This window comes from Streptomyces sp. NPDC026092 (genome assembly GCF_040638605.1).
Taxonomy (GTDB): Bacteria; Actinomycetota; Actinomycetes; order Streptomycetales; family Streptomycetaceae; genus Streptomyces.
This window is the reverse complement of record NZ_JBEZYN010000019.1, coordinates 59,703-77,765: the sequence shown is the minus strand read 5'-3', so window position 1 is coordinate 77,765 and position 18,063 is coordinate 59,703. Positions and strand designations below refer to the sequence as shown.

Below are 18,063 nucleotides of genomic sequence, written 5' to 3'. Positions count from 1 at the left end.
TGAAGGCGACGTTCGCCCGGACTCAGTCCGCGTACGCGGCCGCCGGCGGGCCCTGTGGGTTCGCGCCCAGTGTCGGGGCGAGCCACTTGTTGTACGAGACCATCCAGGGGCTGGCGGAGCCGCCCGCGCGGTAGTCCTCCAGGACGGCGTTGACCCGCCGGACCAGGTCCGTGTCGCCCTTGTTCATGGCGACGCCGTACAGCGAGGTGTCGAGGAGCGGCCCGACCATCCGGAGTGTCGGGTCCTGGGCGGCCAGACCGGCGGCGAGCGTGGCGTGGGTGAGGACGGCGTCCACGTTCCGCTGCTGGAGTTCGACGAGGCAGTCGAGATGGCTCGCGGTCTCCACGGCGACGGCGCCGGTGCCGGAGTTCTTCAGGAGGTCGGAGGCCGAACTGCCCTTGCTCAGGCAGACGCGCCGGCCGCGCAGCTTCGAGTCGAAGCCGGTGAGTTCGGAGTCCTGGGGCACGAGGAGCCGGTGCCCGGTCTCGAAGTAGACGCTGGAGAACGCGACGTCGACCAGCCGCTCGCAGGTGATGCTCATCGTGCGCACGATGACGTCGACCTGGCGGTTCTGCAGCCGCGGGATCCGCTGGGCGGGCGGCATGCTGACGAAGCGCACCGTGGCCTTCGGGCCGAGGATGTCGCGGGCGATCGCCCGGACGATGTCGATGTCGAAGCCGGACGGCTCCTGGGCGTCCTGGTCGAGCGAGGCCCAGAGGTAGCTGTTGAGGTCGACGCCCGCGACGAGATGCCCGCGCTCCCGGATGCGCCGCACCGCCTCCCCGTCCACCCTGTCCGGGCGGGGACTGGCGCGCCGGGGGTCGCAGGCCGGCGCCCGGGCGACCGGCGCTGCCGGAGGCCGAGCGGCCCGTACCCGGGCCTCGGCGGACGGGCCCGCCGTGACGGCGGCGGCCGGGGCCGCGGCGAACACGGCCGCCATCAGCATCAGCCAGAGCGCGAGGCGGCCGCCCAGCGGCCCTCTCCCCCGCCGTTCCGACCCGGATCCAGCAGTCACAAGCCCCACCCCCGCGCAGCCGACTCCCCACCTCCAAGGCTACGCACAGGAGCATCAACACCGGTCCCGATCCCGAGAGTTGGGTGGACGTTGGGGGAAGCTTCACCGCCCCCGGAGAACGGAGAGTGCGGGAAGTGCGGGGAAGGAGGGCAGCGCGGGCAGGGCCTTGAACGTGGGGAGCGCCGGCCGTCGTACGGCGCGCAGTTGGCAGCGGGAGAGCCGGGCGCGCTGGCCGCCACTGGTGATCAGGGCGTTCACGGAGGTCATCGGGTCGGCGCCCACGCTCCGCGCGAGCATCATGCCGACGACGAGCGGGAGCAGCGCGACCGCCACGGCCGAGCCGGTGGCCGTGACGTGCTGGATACGGCTGGTGCGCCGGGCGTCCGTGGTCATGACCCCATTCCATCGTCGGCGGCCCGGGCCGGGCATCCGGCGACGTACTCACCCGGGCTGCCCGGGATACTCAGACGGGCCCACGGCCGTCGCGGCGCGTCCCCTTGGCGGCCCGGGTCCCGGTGGGGTTGCGTGAACGATCGACGCACCGGCAACACTCACCCCAACGGCACACGCACACGCACACGCACCGAGGAGCAGACGCCGCCATGGCCGACTACCGCATCGAGACCGTCCGTACCGCCTACCGGCAGTGGACCGCCCGCAACGACCGGGGCGCGGAGGTACGCATGGGGGCGGCGGACGACCCGGACGCCCAGCCCTCGTTCACGCCGGTCGAGTTGCTGCTCGCGGCCATGGGCGGCTGCGGCGGCATGGTGGTGGACCGGACGGCGCGCGCCGTGGACCACGACGACCTGCGGATCGTCGTGGAATCGGTCTCCACGCCGGAGGACGACGGCCGGGTGGGCCGGATCAGGGTCAGTTACGAGTTCGACCTGCCCGACAACAACCCGAAGGCCGCCGAGGTCTTCGCGCGCGGGGTGCGGCTCACGCACGAGAAGTTCTGCACGGTGAGCCGCACCGTCGAGCACGGCGCGACGGTGGAGGCCGTACTGCCGGACGGGACCATCGGATTCCGGGCGGGCTGACCTGTCCCGTTTGACCGCGCTGTGGGTGGTGAGTCGCGTGGGTGGAGGCGTACGGATCGACAGGAGGTACGCGTCGTGTCGAGCAACCCGACCCACCCGATCAACGGAAAGCACGTGCTCGTCCTCACCACCAACTACGGAACCGAGCAGGACGAGCTGAAGGAGCCGGTCGCGGCCCTGCGGGAGGCGGGCGCCCAGGTGACCGTGGCCGCGCGCGAGGACGCACCCGTCGTGACCCTTGTGTCCGACCGGCGGCCCGGTGACACGGTCCGGCCCGACACGACGTACGGCGCGGTGTCGGCGGACGCGTACGACGCGGTGGTCGTACCGGGCGGGACCGTCAACGCCGACCGGCTGCGGACGGACCAGACGGCCCAGCGACTCCTCATGGCCTTCGCGACGCACGGCAAGATCGTCGCGGCGATCTGTCACGGACCGTGGCTGCTCATCGAGAGCGGGCTCGTCGCGGGCAAGGAGCTCACCTCCTACCCCTCGATCAGCACCGACCTCGTCAACGCCGGCGGGACCTGGCGGGACCGGGAGGTCGTCGTCGACACCTCCGGGGGCTTCCCGCTCATCACCTCGCGCAGGCCCGCCGACGTCCGGCCGTTCTCGGCGGCGATCATCGAGGCCCTCGCCCGGGCGGGGCACCCCGCACCGGCGTGACCGCCCCGGCGCGGGGCACCCCGTGGGCTCCTCCGCTCAGTCGTGCCAGATCTCGCGGACCTGGGCCAGCGGGTCGTGTTCCACGCGCGACTCGGTGTCCCAGAGCATCGTGGCGCGGTCACCGGTCGTGTAGCGCGGCCAGGAGGAGCCCGGGTCCTGGTCCCGTACGAAGGCGACCCAGGCGCTGTGCATCGCGTCGGCCAGAGCGCGGGGCGGCGCCTCGCCCGCGACGGCGGTGACGCCTTCGGCGGCCAGGAGGTCGAAGGCGTACGGCAGGTCCAGGCAGTGGAAGGCGCTGCCGTTGACGGGCGACTCCCACCGGAACTCGTAGAGCCAGGTGGGTCGTTGGCTCGCCGCGCGGGCGTCGGCGACGGCCAGGGAGGGCGCGCGGAAGGTGACGTCGGTGAGCGCCTGACCGAACAGGGTGTCCGCGCCGTCCGCCGCGTACGCCTTCGTGAAGGCGGCCACCTTCTCCTCGGCGAGGCCCAGCGCGCCGAGCAGGACCGGCACGGGCGGGCCGTCGGGGCCGGGGGCGGGCATGGCGTTGAACTCGTGGGCCGTGAAGCCCAGCATGAGCGGCACGTCGGCGCCCGCGTCCCCGGTCGTCAGCGCGTCGAGGACGGGCTCCGGGATCAGCTCGCCGTCGGCGAAGGGGGCCAGGGACAGCAGGGGCGGCAGGCCCTCACGGTCCGGACCGGGCGCGCCGAGGCGGTCCTGGAGGTCGAGGAGTCCGTCGTCGCTCAGGTCGCGGAGCGCGGCGGCCGTGGCGGGCACGCCGGTACGGGCCGTGAACAGGCGGGACGCGGCGCGGGCGACCTCGGGGCCGTCGGGGCGCATGACGGCCCCGGAGACGGAGAGCGCGCCCCGGAACAGGCCCCGGGCGGCGGGGACGGCGAGCAGGGTCTGGACGGCGCCGCCGCCCGCCGACTGGCCGGCGACGGTGACCTTGGCGGGGTCGCCGCCGAAGCGGGCGATGTTGTCGCGGACCCATTCGAGGGCCGCGATCCAGTCGCGGACACCCCGGTTGTCGGGGGCGTCGTCGAGGTGCAGGAAGCCCTCGATGCCGAGCCGGTAGCCGAGGGAGACCAGGACGACACCGTCCCGGTTGAAGGCCGATCCGTCGTACCAGGGGCTGGCCGCCGACCCCGCCACGTAACCGCCGCCGTGGATCCAGACCAGGACCGGCAGCCCGGCCTCGGGGTCCGTGTCCGGCGTGAAGACGTTGAGGTTGAGGACCCCGGCGCCCGGGATGGAGGGCTCGGGGATGGTGGTGACGTCGGCGAAGGGGCGCCGCTGGGCGGTCGGCCCGTACGCCGTGGCGTCGAGGGGCTCGGTCCACGGCTCCGGCGGCACGGGCGCCGCGAAGCGGAGTTCGCCGACGGGCGGCTGCGCGTACGGGATGCCGAGGAAGCGCAGGCTCCCGTCGGCCCGGCGTTCGCCGCGCACGGGGCCGCGGGTGGTGGTGACGGAGGTGACGGTCATGGGAGCAGCGTCCGGCCGATGATCAGCCGAGTCAACGCCTGGAGCGAGAAGGTGACACGTGTCACTTACGCGTGTCAGTGAGGTCCTCGCCTCGCGCCGACTGGAGTCCGGTCGACCGGGGTACCACTGACTCGACGGCAGGGAGGTCGCGCATGGCGGGGCTGCAGGCGGGGACGGCGGTCGGGATCCTGGTGGTCGCCGCCGGGATCGGTCTCATGGCACTCGGCGCCGCCCGCCAGGGCCGCTCGGCCCGGCCACTGGCCCCCGCGCGGGCCTGGGCCGCCATGGAGCGCGAGCACTGGCGCGTCCTGCGACGGGCGGCCGGCATGGCGATCGCCTCCGCACGCGGGGCGGCGGGCGCCGGCGAACCGGCGATCATCACGGTCTCGGACGTCCTCCGCCTGGCCGACGAACACTTCGACCGCCCGAACGCCGACCCCCACCTCGCGGCAGCCGCCCTCCGCCACGAGTACGAACGGGGCGCGTGCGCACGGGACTGCATGACGGACGCGTTCGGCTGACGGCGCGGGGCGGAGCGGGCGCGCAGACGGTCGCGATCGGGCTACGGGCGGCTGCGCCGGCCGGGCCACCCATCCGCGTTTGCACCGGCGCTCGATGAAGTCGCGGGCGCTCTCCAGCCGCGTTGGTGCCGGGCCGAATCGGAGGGACACAACGCGGAGCCGCACGTCTATCCGGAGACAGCTCGCCGGCTGGAGATCCGACTGTCACGCTGCCACCCCACCAACCGTCCCTCGGTCGGCGCCGACCTTGCCGCAGCCGGACAAGAGAGCGGAACGACGGCCTTCGATTGACTGATCGAGATCTTCGACGATCGCGCTCCTGACGTCCTGCGACTCCGATGACAGGCCATGAGGGCGCCGTCCTTGTTGGCCAGGAGCGAGAGCGTCCTGTCGCCCTGTCGCTGATCTTGCGACGGTGAATCGCCTGCTCGGCGTACGAACTACTGCATAGAGTCAGGGCCATGGAGTCCGCTACACCACCCCCGATACCGACCCAGACTCTCCACAGACCGTGGCAGCGCACGGCCCTGATCATGGTGGGGAGTACTTTCGCGCTGCTGGGCGCGTTGACGCTCATCGGCGGGGCGGGTGCCTCCGGTCCCGCAGGCACGGTCTTCAACACCGTGACCGTCGCATTCGGCATCTGGTTTGCCTTCCGCAGCTGTGTCATGGGCGTACGGATCGACTCCGCGGGTCTCATCGAGCGTGGCCTGGGACGCACGAAAGTCGTTCCATGGTGCTCGATCAGTACGGTCGAGACCGGTGACGGCCCTGGCTTGGCCCCGGCTGAGGCTCCGGGCTTGATCCTCAAGAATGGTGAGCACACGGGGCTCGGCACCCTCGCGTCGTACTCCAGTCGCGCAGTCGAGGCCGACTTCGCCCTGCTCAAGTCCCTGCACACCACTCACATCACCGGCTGCCCCAACTGCGCGTGACAGCCACGCTGGTGTCCCCGGCTCTCAGGGCCCCTGCCGCAGTCGCGTGCACGGAGATACCCGGCAGGGCTCGCACGCCGTCCGCGAACCGGTCCGGTGGCAGCAAGGGGACGGAAGTCGACCAACCGCCTTCGACCAGGACCACAGGGTGAACGGCTGCCACGCGGATATCGGTCCCGAACATGGCGAGTTCAGCGGCGCCCTTCTCGCCGCGTACGGTCGGCGTATGAGCGATGAGCACGATCAGGATCCGGGTCATGGCGAGCCCGAGCCCCCGCCGAGGCCGGCCGCCGCGCCTGGTGATGTCGCCGATGGAACCGCGGCGTCCGATGCGGTGCTTTTCGTGTGCACGACGTGTGAGGTGCCCTTGACGGAACCGCTCACCCGGCTGCCCGAGGTTCCCGAGCCTCCGTTCTTCGCATGGTGGGACGCGGACGAGCCGGGCCCGTCGCCGGCCACCGTGCCGTCGGGCCACTACGCCATCGAGACGGAGCCCTACGGTGCCCCCTTGGTCGCCACCGCCATCCCCGGCCCTGCGATGCCCCGCCGCGGGACGATGGGCAACGGGCGCGGGCAATGGCTCGTGTCGCAAGGTCCCCGAGGCAACATCGTCATCAATCCGGACGACGCGCGCGGCCTGACACTGCAGCACGCCTCCTCCGCCTGCTGCGGAGCGACCCCGGACGGCGGGATGAACCAGATGTGTGCCTGCGGAACCCTCGTCGCGACCCTCTGCTCCGACTGCTGCCTGCCGTACGAACTCCACCTCTCAGCCGACCACGTCCGCGCCGTCCGCCCCTAGAACAGGTCTGGGCTGCCGCTCCTTCTCGCCGATCGCGCCGCCCTTACTGCGCCTCGGACCGATCCGGCGGCTGCGGGACCGGGGTCGCCTGGTGGTAGTACATGCGCCAGGTGCCGTCGGTGTGGCGGCGCCAGAGGGAGCTGCGGAGGGCGTGCCGGCCGTCGATGCGCGTCGCGTACGTCAGGTGGACCAGGCCGGGGGCGAGGCGCGTACCGGCCATCCCGGACGGTTCGTAGCGCGGTCCGTCGTCCACGGCGCCCTGCATCTCGGGCAGCGCGGAGACCATCTCCTCGTACGTCCATCGGCGGCCGGACGCTCCGACCTCCACGAAGTCGGGGTCGAGAAGGCTTCCGGCGAGCGAACGCGAGGAGCGTACGGAGGGGTCCAACAGCCGCAGCTCCGCGGCGATCGCCTCGGCGACCTCGGACTCCGCGGTGGAGTCCGAGGTGTCCCACTCCCCTGCGCTCCCCCACCGCCCGTCTCCGGCGTTCACAGGGCGATCCAGTAGCGACGCTTACGGCCGATCTCGGTCATGCGGATGTCCTCCAGGACGCCTCCGTTGCGCTCGATCGCGCGGGCGGAGGCGACGTTGTCGTCGTCGCAGGTCACCAGGACGCGGTCCAGGCCGAGGGCGCGGGCCTCGGGGAGGATCGCGCCCAGGGCCCAGGTGGCGAGGCCCCGGCGGCGGGCGGACGGGCGGATGCTGTAGCCGACGTGTCCTGCCGCGCGCAGCAGGAAGTCGTTGAGCCGGTGGCGAAGGTCGATCGCGCCGACGTACACCCCGTCCTCGACGATCCACCAGTGAGTGGCGTGCACCCGTCCCTCGCCCAAGGTGCGGGTCCGGTCGGACTGTTCGCACAGGCGGCCGACCCATGAGGCGAAGACCTCGGGGATCGCGAGCGCCTGCTCCTCCGCCAGCCCTATCCCGGCGCCCGCCTGACGGGTGCCGGGGTTCCACTCGGCGTGTGCTTCGAGCCAGGAGCGGTGCAGTTGGGCGGTGGGGGCGACCAGTTCGGGCATGCGGGCGACGATAACAGGCCGACGCACCCTTTGATCAGGCATTTTCGGCGATCCACAGGATCGCCGCACCCGCCTCCCCCAACTCCGGGCCTACTCGCCCGTGACGCCGTCGAGGCGTTCGCGCAGCAGGTCCGCGTGGCCGTTGTGGCGGGCGTACTCCTCGATCATGTGGGCGAGGACGTAGCGCAGGGAGTAGGCCTCGTCGCCCTGATGTCCGCAGACGTCCAGGGAGTCCGCCGCGTCCACGACGGCGCGCGCTCGGGCGCACTCCTTGCGCCAGACCGTGAACGCCTCGGCGACTCCGGCCTCGTCGAGGTCGTCCACATCGAAGTCGGCCCAGTCCGTGGAACCGGCGGGGGTCCACGGGCTGCGACTGTTCTCACCGTCGATCACATTGCGGAACCAGCCGCGCTCCACCTCCGCCGCGTGCCGTACGAGCCCCACGAGGGAGAGCCCCGACGGCGGCGCGGCCCGGTCCTTGAGCTGCTCAGGGGTGAGCCCGGCGCACTTCAACTCCAGGGTGTCGCGCTGGAACTGGAGCATGGCGGTGAGCGTGGTCCGCTCGTCGGCGGTACGGGGCGGCTGGACGCGGTGATCTTCGGTCATCCGGTCATCGTGCCGAGGCGGTGCGCCCGACGACCACCGGATTTCGCCGCTGTCCGGGCCTCAGAGCATCCGGGCGTCAGGACTCCGGGCGTCAGAGCGGCCTCACGTACCCGGGCGGACGGCGTAGTCGCCGAAGCCGACCCAGTCCAGGGCCACGCACGGCTCGTCGCCGACGACCCAGGCGTCGTGGCCCGGCTTGACGGTGAACAGGTCGCCGGGGCCCACTTCCAGGGACTCGCCGTCGTCCATGACGATCTTCATCCGGCCGCCTACGACGTAGCCGAGGTGAGCGGCCTGGCAGCTGTCCGTACCGGCGATGGGCTTGATGTGTTTGCTCCACTGCCAGCCGGGTTCGAAGACCGCGCGGCCGACCGGGCCGCGGTCCGTGGTGATCAGGTCGAGCCGGCCCTTGGCGTCCTCGAACGGACGGGTCTCATCCGCCGAGTCGAAGCTTCTGGAGACGATTCCTGTCATGGTTCTCCGCCTCCCGGCGGTGTGACGTGAACTCCCCGAGTCCACTTCCAGGCTACGCCGGACACCCCTCCCCGGCCGCTCCGTTGCACCCGCGCCGGCCCGCGATCGCCTCCACGCCCGCCCGCGCTTGCCTCCGCGCCGGCCCACGATTGCCTCCACGCCTGCCCGCGCTTGCCCCGCGACGGCCCACGCTGGGCCCCGTGCCCATCCGCGCTTGCCGCCGTGCCGGCCGCACGCCTGCTCCCGCCCCGACCCGGCCCCCGGGCGGCCGGCGCGCACATCGCGCGCCCCTCCCGCCACCCCCGGTGGCGGACTAGCGTCGAAGGAGGAAGACCGTCGTTCACCTCACCCATCGGGAGGGCCAGTGACCGCCGAGCTCAACCACACCATCGTGCACGCCACCGACAAGGAGCGTTCCGCCGAGTTCCTCGCCGCGATCCTGGGTCTGGAGGTCGGTGCGCCCTTCGGGCCCTTCCTCCCCGTGGCCGCCGACAACAGCGTGACGCTGGACTTCTACGAGAACGCCGACGCGCCGGTCGTCTCGCAGCACTACGCGTTCCTGGTGCCGGACGAGGAGTTCGACGTGATGATCGCGCGCCTGGAGGAGGCCGGCGTGACGTACTACGCCGACCCCAGCCATACGGATCCGGGGAGCGTGAACGACCTCTTCAACGGCCGGGGTGCCTACTTCGACGATCCCGACGGCCACAACATGGAGATCATCACGCACCCGTACACCACATGACGGCTTATTGAACATTCACGGAATGCTCTCCCCCTTGGCGGATCCGCGCTAATCCACCCCTTGATTTCTGTACGGATACGATATCGGACAGACCTACACATAAAGGCCAGATAAGAGCACAATGAAACCGCGGTACGACGCCGCAAGCGCGATCAGACGTGCAGGACGCCAGAAGGAGGCGAGTCGTATGTCTGACGTCTCTCACCGTCCCGGTGATATCACGGCACACCCCGACGCTCCGGAAATGCGAGAACGGTACTCGCAAATACTCCAGACCCGAGGTGTCGCCGCGGTCGAGGAGCTCGTGATCCTCGCCGGTATCTACGCCGCGGTCTCCGGGTGGGTGGTTCACTTCTCGGCCGCCAGGCCCGAACTCGCCCTCAGCAACCTGGTCACAGGCATCGCCCTCGCGATCCTCGGCCTCTGCATGTCGATGGCGCCCGAGCGGTCCCAGGACCTGAACTTCGTCGTCCTGGCGCTCGGCGTATGGCTGATCCTCTCCCCCTGGGTCGTCGCCACCACCGACGCCGGAACCGGCGCGATCCTGAGCAACGTCATCACGGGCGCATGCGTCTGCCTCTTCGCGCTCACGGCGGGCGGACTGCTCATGAGCAAGACCAGAAAGACGTGACGAAGCTCTGATCCTCTCCAAGAACGGCGCCCTATCCCCGGCCGGGACGGGGCGCCGTCGCCGTGCGTAAGCAAACCGCTACCGCCGTGCCACATACGCAAATCCAGACACACCGACCCCCAACACCCCATCCCAGGTAACGAATTGACCGTCGGCGTTTCGGCCACATAAGTTCTGCGTAAGCTTGCTCCACAGGGACAGGCTCCCGCTCGCATTTCCCAGTCCTTGGGGGGACTAAGTGAACTGGTACCTCGACGTTCTCAAGAAGTACGCGGTATTCACCGGCCGTGCGCGCCGCCAGGAATACTGGATGTTCGTGCTGTTCAACATCCTCGCGCTGATCATCGTCGCCGTCATCGACTTCGCGATCGGCACGTACCCGCTGCTCTACGCGATCTACGCGCTGGCCGTGCTCCTGCCCGGTCTCGGTGTGACGGTCCGGCGTCTGCACGACACCGGCCGCTCCGGCTGGTGGATCCTGATCAACCTGGTCCCGCTGGTCGGCGGCATCATCCTGATCGTGTTCCTCGCCACCGAGGGCAACCAGACCGACAACGCCTACGGCCCGAACCCCAAGCTCGCGCCCGCGTACTGAGCAACACCCTCGCGAAGCCCCCGAAGGAAGGTTCCTTCGGGGGCTTCGCCCGTTCCAAACGGCCAGTTCCAGCCAACCGGTGCCGGACGGCCTTGCCCGAAGCCACTCCAGGCAGCCCTGCCGACAGTCGTACGGGACAGCCTGTCGGGCGCCGTACGCCCAGTGACGGTTCGTAGCAATCGCCGCTCGCGCCTTGTGCACGATGGCGCACGACCCGCCTTCACCCCCGCCCCTAGCCTCGCCGCAACGGCGCGACACGAGCGATCGCACGGACGAAGGCACGGACGAACGCACGGACGCGCGAGCGAACGAACGAGGGGCGGCATCGGTGAACTGGCTCATCCATGACTACCGCGAGAGCGATCTCGCCGCAGTGGTCCACCTGATCGACACCACGGCCGAACTCGGCCAGGAGTCCGTCTTCTCCCTGGCGGAGTGCATCAGCGCCCTGACCTCCCGCCAGCCGGCCGTCGTCGCCGTCCACCAGGGCGTTCCCATCGGGGCCGCGCTCGCCTCCGTCTCCGGGGAGCGGGCCTGGGTGATGCGGATCGCGATCTCGTCCGCCTGGCGTGGCCGGGGCCTCGCCAGCGCGCTCCTGGTGGAGCTGGAGCGGCGGCTGGTCGCGGCGCGGGTCGGCCGGATCGCGTACGTGCTGCCCGAGGAGGACCTCCTCGGCGAGGGCCTCCTGAACGCCGGATACACCCGGCAGCCGGCGGTCGCCTACTTCGAGAAGGTGGAGCCGCTGCACGGCCCCGCCGCCAATCTCCTGGACGACCTCGGCGGCCGGCTGCTGCCGGGCGACCTGTGGGCCAAGGTCGCCGGCATGGAGCGGGAGAAGGACCTGATCGAACGGCGTGTGGTCCTCCCGCTCGCCGAGCCGGAGCGCGCGGCGCGGCACGGTGTGCGGCCGCCGCGCGCGGTGGGCCTGTTCGGTCCGCCTGGGACCGGCAAGACGACGTTCGCGCGGGGCATCGCCTCCCGGCTCGGCTGGCCGTTCGTGGAGATCCTGCCGTCCCGGCTGGCCGACGAGGGCAATCTGGCGGCGGCGCTGCGCTCCGCGTTCGCCCGGATCGCGGAGCTGGAGCGGGTCCTGGTCTTCATCGACGAGGTCGAGGAGATCGCCCCGGTCCGCCAGGAGCCCGCGCAGCCCGGCGGGATGCACGGCGTGACGAACGAACTCCTCAAGCTCATCCCGGGCTTCCGCGAGCGGGACGAGCGGCTGCTCGTCTGCGCCACGAACTCGATCCGCTCCCTCGACCCGGCCTTCCTGCGCCCGGGGCGCTTCGACTACCTCATCCCGATCGGTACGCCGGACAAGGCGGCCCGCGCCGCGATCTGGGGGCGCTACACCGAGGGTCGCTCCGATGTCGACATCGACGAACTGGTCGCGGCGAGCGACCTGTTCACGCCCGCCGACATCGAACACGCCGCCCGGATCGCCGCCCAGAACTCCTTCGAGCGCGACCTGGTCGCCGTCGGCCCCCGCTCCACCGCCGACGAGCGCCTGCCCGGCGCGACGACGGCGGACTACCTGGAGGCCATCGGTCAGTGCCGGCCGACCGTGACACCGGAGATGATCACCCAGTTCGAATCGGACATCACCACCCACGCCCGCTTCTGACGAGGCGCCACTGTCAGTGCCTCTCCCTATCGTGGTCATGAGCGTTCCCGGCGACTCCGGGGACGACGTCGACCACGACAGGGGAGCCGGGCGGTGGAGCGGTACGAAGGGCTCGACATCATGACCGTCACGGAGGTGGCGGAGTTGGAGGCGTGGCTGGAGGTCCATCACGCCGACAGCCCGGGGGTGTGGCTGAGGATCGCCAAGAAGGGGAAGGGCGGCTCGTCGCTCACCAATCCGGAGATCCTCGACTGCATGCTCTGCTTCGGCTGGATCGACGGTCAGCGCAGAGGCGGTGACGAGACGTACTACCACCAGAAGTACACCCCGCGCCGGTCCCGCAGCCTCTGGTCGCAGGTGAACGTCCGGAAGGTCGAGGCGCTCACGGCGGCGGGGCGGATGCGGGAGCCGGGGCTCGCCGAGGTGCGGGCCGCGCAGGCGGACGGCCGGTGGGCATCCGCGTACCCGTCGCAGGCGGAGGCGACCGTACCGGACGACCTGGCGGCCGCCCTGGCCGCCGACGAGCGGGCCCGGGAGTTCTACGCGGGGCTCGGGAAGACCGACCAGTATCTGGTGATCCTGCGGCTGTGGCAGGCGCGCACGCCCAAGGGGCGGGCGCAGCGTCTGGAGCGGATGGTGGCGAAGCTGGCGGCGGGCGAGAAGGTCAGCTGACGGGCGGAGCCGGGGGACGTCCGCCGCCGCGTCGGTAGAGGACCTGGTGGGCCTCGTGTTCGACGAAGGAGGAGACGTGGGTCATGCCGACGGCTTCGAGGAGCCGTCGGGAGCGGTGGTTCGCCTCCTGGGTGAGCGCGACCACGCTCGGCGTGTCCCGGAGCGTGGCGTCGAGGACGGCGGCGACGGCCTCGCGTGCGTAGCCGTGCCCCCAGTGCTCGGGCAGGAACTGGTACGAGACCTCCGTCTCCCCGTCGCGCGCCCCGGGCTCCACGGTCACGATCCCGAGCAGGACCCCGTCGGCCACCCGCACCACCGCGTGCACCCCGGGCGCGCCGACCACCCGCCGCTGCCGGATCCGCACGACCTGCTCGCTCACGGGCCCGCCCAGGTGGTGCCGGACCTCGGGGTCGGTCCACAGCCGGGTGACGGCCGGCAGGTCGGCCGCCCGCACGGGCCGCAGCAGGAGCCGCTCGGTGGCGAGGTCGCCGCGCGACGCGGCGGAGGGTGAGGCGTGCATACGTACGATCATCTCAGCTCCGTTCGCCAGGGTCGGCGGGCTCGACCAGCTCGGTGCCGGACCCTGTGCACCTCAGGACGGCCGAAAGGGCGCCCGGCCTGCAACTTCCGGCCGGGCGCCCTTGCGTCGAGGTGTGCGCGTCAGGACGCGGGGGCGCTGTTCGGCGCGGGTGTGCCGGCCAGGATCGTCTCCTCCACCGCTTCGTACCGCATGCGCTGGTCGGCCGGGTCACGTTCGCGGAGCACCGTGCCGAGCCAGCCCGCGAGGAAGCCCAGCGGGGCCGAGAGGATGCCCGACGTGGTGAACGGGAACCAGTTGAAGTCCTGGTCCGGGAAGATCGCCTGGGGCGATCCGGACACCAGGTTGCTGCCGGTCATGAGGACGAACGCGGAGACGCTGCCCACGATGAGGGTGCTGAGCAGTCCCGTACGGGAGTAGCGGCGCCAGAAGAGGCTGTAGATGAGGGCCGGTGCGACCGCGGACGCGCCGATGCAGAACGACAGGGTGACCAGTGCCTGAAGGTTCAGATGCCGTGCACCGGCGGCGATCGCGATCGCCACGAGCCCGACGCCCGCCGCGGCGGTCCGGGCGATGGCCATCTCCGCGGAGTCCTTCAGTTTCGCCTTGCGGCGCAGCCCGTGCGTGATGAGGTCGTGCGCCAGGGTGTTGGCGCAGGCGAGGGTGATCCCGGCGACCGAGGCCAGCAGGGTGAGGAAGATGGCTGTCGCCACGGCCGTGAACAGCAGTGTCTCGACGGTCGTCTGTTCCGTGCCCATGACGGCCTGGCTGACCATGAGGAACGCCGTCTTGCCCTGCGGGTCGCCGGCGACGATCCCCTGGTGGCCGACGATCGCGGCCGCGCCGAAGCCGATGACGGCGATCAGCAGACAGGTCACGACGACGGTCGACACGGCCCAGGACATCGAGCGCCGCACGGCTGCCGCGCTGCGCGCGGTGAACATGCGCATGGTGATCTGCGGCAGCACCGCGGCGCCGAGCACGACCGTCAACTGAGTGCTGATCATGTCGAGTTCGCTGCCGCCGAACTGCAGACCGGAGGCGAGATAGGCGTCTCCCGCCCCGCTGCCGCGCTTGGCGGCGTCGAGCAGGGAGGGCAGGCTGAAGTCGAAGCGGTTGAGGATGAGCGCGGCGATCGCGAGGGACGCGCCGAGCAGGGCGACGGTCTTGACGATCTGGATGAAGGCGGTGCCCTTCATGCCGCCGATCGCCGCGTACGCGATCATCAACAGGCCCAGGAACACGATCGCCCCGGTCTTGAAGCCGTCGGCGTCGAAGCCGAGGACGACGGAGAGGAGATCGCCGGCGCCCGCGAGCTGGAAGATCACCAGCGGCAGCAGTGCGATCAGGGTGACCGCGGCCGTGGTGATCCGCACGGCGGGGCCGGGGAGACGCCGGGTGAAGACGTCGCCGATCGTGAACCGGCCGGCGTTGCGCAGCGGTTCGGCGAGCAGGAACATCATCAGGACCAGCGAGAGCACAGTGCTCAGGGCGAGCGTGACGCCGTCGTAGCCGACGAGCGCGATGATGCCGATGGTGCCGAGCACGGTGCCGGCGGAGATGTAGTCGCCGGCGATCGCGAGGCCGCTCTGGACCGGGGAGAGCGAGCGGTAGCCGGTGTAGAAATCGCCCAGGTCGTCACGGTCGGGGCCGGTCATCACACACAGCAGCAGCGTGACGGTGATGACCGCGATGAACGCCATCAGCGACATGGTCTGGGCCTCGGAGCTGAAGCTGGTCATGCGCGCGCACCTCCGGTGGGCCGCTGCCACACGGGACGTCCGGAGCGGCTCTGACGTTCCGGCCCGGGCGCGGCTGCCGCGGCCGCCCGCTCGGCGCGTTCGCGGATCGCCGCGGCGAGCGGGTCGACGCGCTTGCGCGCGATCCGCTCGTACAGCGCGATCGCGACCAGCGCCACGGGCAGCTGGAGGAGCCCCAGGACCAGACCGGTGGTGAGACCACCGGTGAGAGTGCTGGTCATCATCGAGGGGGCGTAGCCGGACAGGAAAAGGAAGACGACGAAGTAGCCGAGCGCGGTGAACGTGGCGACGCGGCGGAGCCTGCGGTAGGCCGATCCGAGCCGATGCAGATCATCACGATCGTCCGTGGCGGCGGGCTGTTGCGGCTGCTGGGACGCGTCCCAGGGCTGCTGAGCGGAGTCCCAGCCCTGCGGCGAGGAGTCCCACGCTCGCGGGGACGAGTCCCAGGCTGCCTGGGGATCGGTGTCCCAGGACTGCGATCCACCCTCCCAGGACTGCGACGCCGCCTCTTGGCGGTGCCGCCCGGCATTCCGGTGCGGGGGTACGGGCGGTGGGCCCGGGAAAGGCTGGTGGTACGACATCGATCTCGCTCCTTGCCGCCCCGGGGAACGGGCGGGTGGCGCTGGTGGGTCCGCGTACGTTACTCATGGGTATAGCCCCTGCGTAAGGGGTTTCCGACCGCTCGGTATGTCGGTTCGGTGACGATCCTGTGCGCGTGGCGACAGAACCCCCGGTAACCCCCGTCGTGGATCTTTCCGCAGGTCACGGGTGAGTCTCGAGCCACCCCTGCGGCCGGGCAGGTCGCTCGGGGCGGTTCCTCCGTTCCGGCCGATCGGCGGGGCCGCCGGCCGGACCGGCGGAGACGGTCCGTTCCCTGGGGCGAACCCAGGGAACTTTCGTACAAGACAGGGCCCACTGAAGTCGGCGACGGTAGAGGCATGCGCAGACACGAAGTGGGGGCCACCCCCATGGATCGCGATGCCGAGAACGGCTGGGAGGTCGCCCATCCCCTCGGCGGCACGTCCCTCGACGGCGTCCGGATCACCGGATTCCGTGACCGCGACGCCGCCGGGCTGGACGACTGGGTGCTCCCCCAGCCCACGGTGACCGTCGTCATCGAGCTCGGGGGCAACCCGGTCACGGTGGAGAGTGCCACAGGGCACCGACCCATGAGGAGCCTCGTCGCCTCGTTGTCGCCCGGCCCGGCCCGCGTCCGTGGCGAGGGCGTCGAGTGCGTCGAGGTGGGCTTGTCACCCCAGGCCGCCTATGCCCTGCTGGGCGTCTCCCCGCGCGAACTGGACGGGTGCGTCACCTCTCTCGAGGACCTGTGGGGACGGCACGAGCGGCGCCTCCGCGAGCGGTTGGCCGACGCCACGACGTGGCAGGAACGCCTCGCGCTGACGGACGAGTTCCTCACGAGACGGGCCGCGGGGGCACCGTCGATGTCGCCCGAGGTCGCCGCCGCCTGGGACACCATCGTGGCCCGCCGAGGCCGGATACGGGTCGGTGACCTCGCGGCGTCCTCCGGATGGAGCCGCAAGCGGCTGTGGTCCAGGTTCAGTGCCCAGATCGGCCTCACCCCCAAGCGTGCCGCCATGCTGGTCCGCTTCGACCACGCCGCCCGAGCGCTCCGCGCGGGCGAGAGCCCCGGCGACGTCGCCCTGGCGTGCGGATACGCCGACCAGCCCCATCTCCATCGCGATGTGCTGGCCCTCGCCGGGTGCACGCCGGGCGCGCTGGCCGGCAGGACCAGGTCCGCCGACTGACCCGTGCCCACACCAAGGAGACCGGCCACACGCACGAGTGCCCACGCCGGCTCATGCACGTACCACCACACGAAGGAAGGAAGGCACCTGTGCCGAACACCGATGTCCGAGCAGCAGGCATGGCCGACCGCGATCTGGTCGTCCGGCTCGCGTTCGGGAGTATGGCCGCGCACACCCTGCGCGCCGCGATCCGGTTGAGGGTGGTCGAGCTGGTGGGCGATACGCCACGCCGGGCCGCCGACGTGGCCGCCGACGCCGGAACCGAAGCCCAGCCCATGACGCGGCTGCTGCGCGCCCTGACCGGGCTCGGCCTGCTGCGGGAACACGCCCCCGATACCTTCACGGTGACCCCCGCGGGCGCACTCCTCGATCCCGGCCGCCCCGACTCGCTCACGTCGTTCGTCGGGATGTTCACCGAGCCGGCGATCGTACGCGCCTGGGAGCACCTGGACGACAGTGTCCGCACCGGCGATGTCGCGTTCGACACCCTCTTCGGCACGGACTTCTTCAGCCACCTCGCCCAACACCCCGAGTTGTCGGCGGGGTTCAACGCGGCGATGAGCCAAGCCGTCGCGGAGACCGCCGCCGTGCTGCCGTACGCCTTCGACTTCGGGCGGTTCACCACCGTCACGGACGTCGGTGGCGGCGACGGAACTCTTCTGGCCGGTGTACTCGCCGCGCATCCGGGCCTCAACGGTGTGGTCTTCGACACGGCGCGGGGTCTGGCCGAGGCGCCGACGACGACGGCTCGGCACGGGGTGAGTGACCGATGCTCTCTGATCGCCGGGGACTTCTTCCGTTCGGTCCCCGGGGGCTCGGATCTCTATCTGATGAAGAGCGTCCTGCACGACTGGACGGACGACCAGGCGGTCACGATCCTGAGCCACTGCCGAGAGGTGCTGCCACCCGGCGGCCTCGTCCTGATCGTCGAGCCCGTGCTTCCCGAAGTCGTCGACACCACCGCGGATGTCGACGTACTCGACGGCGGAATCACCTACTTGAGCGACCTCAACATGCTGGTGAACGTGGGCGGCCGAGAGCGTACCCGCAAGGACTTCGAGGAACTGTGCCACCGCGCGGGCCTGTCCCTCACCTCGGTCACCCCGCTCGCGGAGGCCGCACCGTTCTCGCTCATCGAGGTCGTGGCCGGCTGACGGCAGTCTGCGTGCCG

Annotated in this window: 22 protein-coding genes; 12 read left to right on the top strand and 10 right to left on the bottom strand. The window is 71.1% G+C overall.

The genetic code is table 11. The features are described from left to right. Positions 1–22 precede the first annotated feature (22 nt). Positions 23–1,015 (bottom strand): glutamate ABC transporter substrate-binding protein, encoded by a 993-nt coding sequence (locus AB0F56_RS27655; protein ID WP_362014271.1) that lies wholly within the window; start codon positions 1,013–1,015, stop codon positions 23–25. Between the two features lie 102 nt (positions 1,016–1,117). Continuing rightward, positions 1,118–1,408 carry a hypothetical protein gene (locus AB0F56_RS27650; RefSeq protein ID WP_362014270.1) on the bottom strand — a complete coding sequence of 97 codons (291 nt, stop codon included), beginning with the start codon at positions 1,406–1,408 and terminating at the stop codon, positions 1,118–1,120. A gap of 209 nt (positions 1,409–1,617) precedes the next feature. On the opposite strand from AB0F56_RS27650, the gene AB0F56_RS27645 reads away from it, so the two are divergent. After that, the gene (locus AB0F56_RS27645) at positions 1,618–2,058 is read left to right on the top strand and encodes an OsmC family protein (protein WP_362014268.1); all 441 of its coding nucleotides are present in this window, start codon (positions 1,618–1,620) and stop codon (positions 2,056–2,058) included. Between the two features lie 75 nt (positions 2,059–2,133). Continuing rightward, positions 2,134–2,724, top strand: a complete 591-nt coding sequence (locus AB0F56_RS27640; protein ID WP_362014267.1) for a type 1 glutamine amidotransferase domain-containing protein — start codon at positions 2,134–2,136, stop codon at positions 2,722–2,724. Between the two features lie 36 nt (positions 2,725–2,760). On the opposite strand, the gene AB0F56_RS27635 is transcribed toward AB0F56_RS27640, so the two are convergent. Then, positions 2,761–4,206: a carboxylesterase family protein gene (locus AB0F56_RS27635; protein WP_362014265.1), complete on the bottom strand. Its 1,446-nt coding sequence runs from the start codon at positions 4,204–4,206 to the stop codon at positions 2,761–2,763. 152 nt (positions 4,207–4,358) lie between these two features. Between AB0F56_RS27635 and AB0F56_RS27630 the strand changes: the two genes are divergently transcribed. The 3 genes from AB0F56_RS27630 (at position 4,359) to AB0F56_RS27620 (ending at position 6,464) form a co-directional block, all read left to right on the top strand. Continuing rightward, on the top strand, positions 4,359–4,727 hold the full coding sequence (locus AB0F56_RS27630; protein ID WP_362014263.1) for a hypothetical protein: 369 nt from the start codon (positions 4,359–4,361) through the stop codon (positions 4,725–4,727). Positions 4,728–5,188: 461 nt separating this feature from the next. After that, positions 5,189–5,662, top strand: coding sequence for a PH domain-containing protein (locus AB0F56_RS27625; RefSeq protein WP_362014262.1), 474 nt, complete (start codon positions 5,189–5,191; stop codon positions 5,660–5,662). Between the two features lie 226 nt (positions 5,663–5,888). Beyond that, positions 5,889–6,464 (top strand): hypothetical protein, encoded by a 576-nt coding sequence (locus AB0F56_RS27620; protein WP_362014260.1) that lies wholly within the window; start codon positions 5,889–5,891, stop codon positions 6,462–6,464. A 43-nt stretch (positions 6,465–6,507) separates the two neighbouring features. Here AB0F56_RS27620 and AB0F56_RS27615 read toward each other — a convergent pair whose 3' ends face one another. The 4 genes from AB0F56_RS27615 to AB0F56_RS27600 all read right to left on the bottom strand — a co-directional run bounded on the left by AB0F56_RS27615 (position 6,508) and on the right by AB0F56_RS27600 (position 8,564). Next, positions 6,508–6,873 (bottom strand): nuclear transport factor 2 family protein, encoded by a 366-nt coding sequence (locus tag AB0F56_RS27615; protein WP_362014392.1) that lies wholly within the window; start codon positions 6,871–6,873, stop codon positions 6,508–6,510. Between the two features lie 80 nt (positions 6,874–6,953). Continuing rightward, positions 6,954–7,484 carry a GNAT family N-acetyltransferase gene (locus AB0F56_RS27610; protein ID WP_362014259.1) on the bottom strand — a complete coding sequence of 177 codons (531 nt, stop codon included), beginning with the start codon at positions 7,482–7,484 and terminating at the stop codon, positions 6,954–6,956. Positions 7,485–7,574: 90 nt separating this feature from the next. Then, complete coding sequence (locus tag AB0F56_RS27605; RefSeq protein ID WP_362014257.1) at positions 7,575–8,090, bottom strand: DinB family protein; 516 nt, start codon at positions 8,088–8,090, stop codon at positions 7,575–7,577. Between the two features lie 102 nt (positions 8,091–8,192). After that, positions 8,193–8,564 carry a cupin domain-containing protein gene (locus AB0F56_RS27600; protein ID WP_362014256.1) on the bottom strand — a complete coding sequence of 124 codons (372 nt, stop codon included), beginning with the start codon at positions 8,562–8,564 and terminating at the stop codon, positions 8,193–8,195. 364 nt (positions 8,565–8,928) lie between these two features. On the opposite strand from AB0F56_RS27600, the gene AB0F56_RS27595 reads away from it, so the two are divergent. From AB0F56_RS27595 to AB0F56_RS27575, 5 genes are all read left to right on the top strand, one after another. Then, a complete protein-coding gene (locus AB0F56_RS27595; protein WP_362014254.1) occupies positions 8,929–9,309 on the top strand; it encodes a VOC family protein in 381 nt (126 codons plus the stop codon). Between the two features lie 244 nt (positions 9,310–9,553). Next, entirely contained in the window at positions 9,554–9,940 is a 387-nt protein-coding gene (locus AB0F56_RS27590; protein ID WP_362014252.1) for an SPW repeat protein, read from the top strand. A 238-nt stretch (positions 9,941–10,178) separates the two neighbouring features. Further along, on the top strand, positions 10,179–10,535 hold the full coding sequence (locus tag AB0F56_RS27585; RefSeq protein WP_362014251.1) for a DUF805 domain-containing protein: 357 nt from the start codon (positions 10,179–10,181) through the stop codon (positions 10,533–10,535). A gap of 328 nt (positions 10,536–10,863) precedes the next feature. Further along, positions 10,864–12,156 (top strand): bifunctional GNAT family N-acetyltransferase/ATP-binding protein, encoded by a 1,293-nt coding sequence (locus AB0F56_RS27580; protein WP_362014249.1) that lies wholly within the window; start codon positions 10,864–10,866, stop codon positions 12,154–12,156. A 120-nt stretch (positions 12,157–12,276) separates the two neighbouring features. Then, on the top strand, positions 12,277–12,828 hold the full coding sequence (locus AB0F56_RS27575; protein ID WP_362014390.1) for a YdeI/OmpD-associated family protein: 552 nt from the start codon (positions 12,277–12,279) through the stop codon (positions 12,826–12,828). Here the strand turns inward: AB0F56_RS27575 and AB0F56_RS27570 are convergent. The 3 genes from AB0F56_RS27570 to AB0F56_RS27560 form a co-directional block, all read right to left on the bottom strand. After that, complete coding sequence (locus tag AB0F56_RS27570) at positions 12,821–13,360, bottom strand: GNAT family N-acetyltransferase (RefSeq protein WP_362014247.1); 540 nt, start codon at positions 13,358–13,360, stop codon at positions 12,821–12,823. The genes AB0F56_RS27575 and AB0F56_RS27570 overlap by 8 nt on opposite strands. A gap of 128 nt (positions 13,361–13,488) precedes the next feature. Beyond that, the gene (locus tag AB0F56_RS27565) at positions 13,489–15,108 is read right to left on the bottom strand and encodes a cation acetate symporter (RefSeq protein WP_362014245.1); all 1,620 of its coding nucleotides are present in this window, start codon (positions 15,106–15,108) and stop codon (positions 13,489–13,491) included. Then, positions 15,105–15,707 (bottom strand): DUF485 domain-containing protein, encoded by a 603-nt coding sequence (locus AB0F56_RS27560; RefSeq protein ID WP_362014243.1) that lies wholly within the window; start codon positions 15,705–15,707, stop codon positions 15,105–15,107. The genes AB0F56_RS27565 and AB0F56_RS27560 overlap by 4 nt, the downstream gene beginning before the upstream one ends. A gap of 357 nt (positions 15,708–16,064) precedes the next feature. On the opposite strand from AB0F56_RS27560, the gene AB0F56_RS27555 reads away from it, so the two are divergent. Further along, positions 16,065–16,892, top strand: coding sequence for a helix-turn-helix transcriptional regulator (locus AB0F56_RS27555; RefSeq protein ID WP_362014241.1), 828 nt, complete (start codon positions 16,065–16,067; stop codon positions 16,890–16,892). Positions 16,893–16,981: 89 nt separating this feature from the next. Beyond that, complete coding sequence (locus AB0F56_RS27550; protein ID WP_362014239.1) at positions 16,982–18,046, top strand: methyltransferase; 1,065 nt, start codon at positions 16,982–16,984, stop codon at positions 18,044–18,046. Positions 18,047–18,063 lie beyond the last annotated feature (17 nt).

Bases quoted from the DNA above. Each gene is read 5' to 3' on its own strand.
- AB0F56_RS27645 (WP_362014268.1), top strand. From the start codon at position 1,618: ATGGCCGACTACCGCATCGAGACCGTCCGTACCGCCTACCGGCAGTGG.
- AB0F56_RS27575 (WP_362014390.1), top strand. From the start codon at position 12,277: ATGACCGTCACGGAGGTGGCGGAGTTGGAGGCGTGGCTGGAGGTCCAT.
- AB0F56_RS27600 (WP_362014256.1), bottom strand. From the start codon at position 8,564: ATGACAGGAATCGTCTCCAGAAGCTTCGACTCGGCGGATGAGACCCGT.
- AB0F56_RS27565 (WP_362014245.1), bottom strand. From the start codon at position 15,108: ATGACCAGCTTCAGCTCCGAGGCCCAGACCATGTCGCTGATGGCGTTC.
- AB0F56_RS27650 (WP_362014270.1), bottom strand. From the start codon at position 1,408: ATGACCACGGACGCCCGGCGCACCAGCCGTATCCAGCACGTCACGGCC.
- AB0F56_RS27630 (WP_362014263.1), top strand. From the start codon at position 4,359: ATGGCGGGGCTGCAGGCGGGGACGGCGGTCGGGATCCTGGTGGTCGCC.
- AB0F56_RS27590 (WP_362014252.1), top strand. From the start codon at position 9,554: ATGCGAGAACGGTACTCGCAAATACTCCAGACCCGAGGTGTCGCCGCG.
- AB0F56_RS27625 (WP_362014262.1), top strand. From the start codon at position 5,189: ATGGAGTCCGCTACACCACCCCCGATACCGACCCAGACTCTCCACAGA.
- AB0F56_RS27635 (WP_362014265.1), bottom strand. From the start codon at position 4,206: ATGACCGTCACCTCCGTCACCACCACCCGCGGCCCCGTGCGCGGCGAA.
- AB0F56_RS27560 (WP_362014243.1), bottom strand. From the start codon at position 15,707: ATGTCGTACCACCAGCCTTTCCCGGGCCCACCGCCCGTACCCCCGCAC.
- AB0F56_RS27605 (WP_362014257.1), bottom strand. From the start codon at position 8,090: ATGACCGAAGATCACCGCGTCCAGCCGCCCCGTACCGCCGACGAGCGG.
- AB0F56_RS27555 (WP_362014241.1), top strand. From the start codon at position 16,065: ATGCGCAGACACGAAGTGGGGGCCACCCCCATGGATCGCGATGCCGAG.
- AB0F56_RS27610 (WP_362014259.1), bottom strand. From the start codon at position 7,484: ATGCCCGAACTGGTCGCCCCCACCGCCCAACTGCACCGCTCCTGGCTC.
- AB0F56_RS27570 (WP_362014247.1), bottom strand. From the start codon at position 13,360: ATGATCGTACGTATGCACGCCTCACCCTCCGCCGCGTCGCGCGGCGAC.
- AB0F56_RS27620 (WP_362014260.1), top strand. From the start codon at position 5,889: ATGAGCGATGAGCACGATCAGGATCCGGGTCATGGCGAGCCCGAGCCC.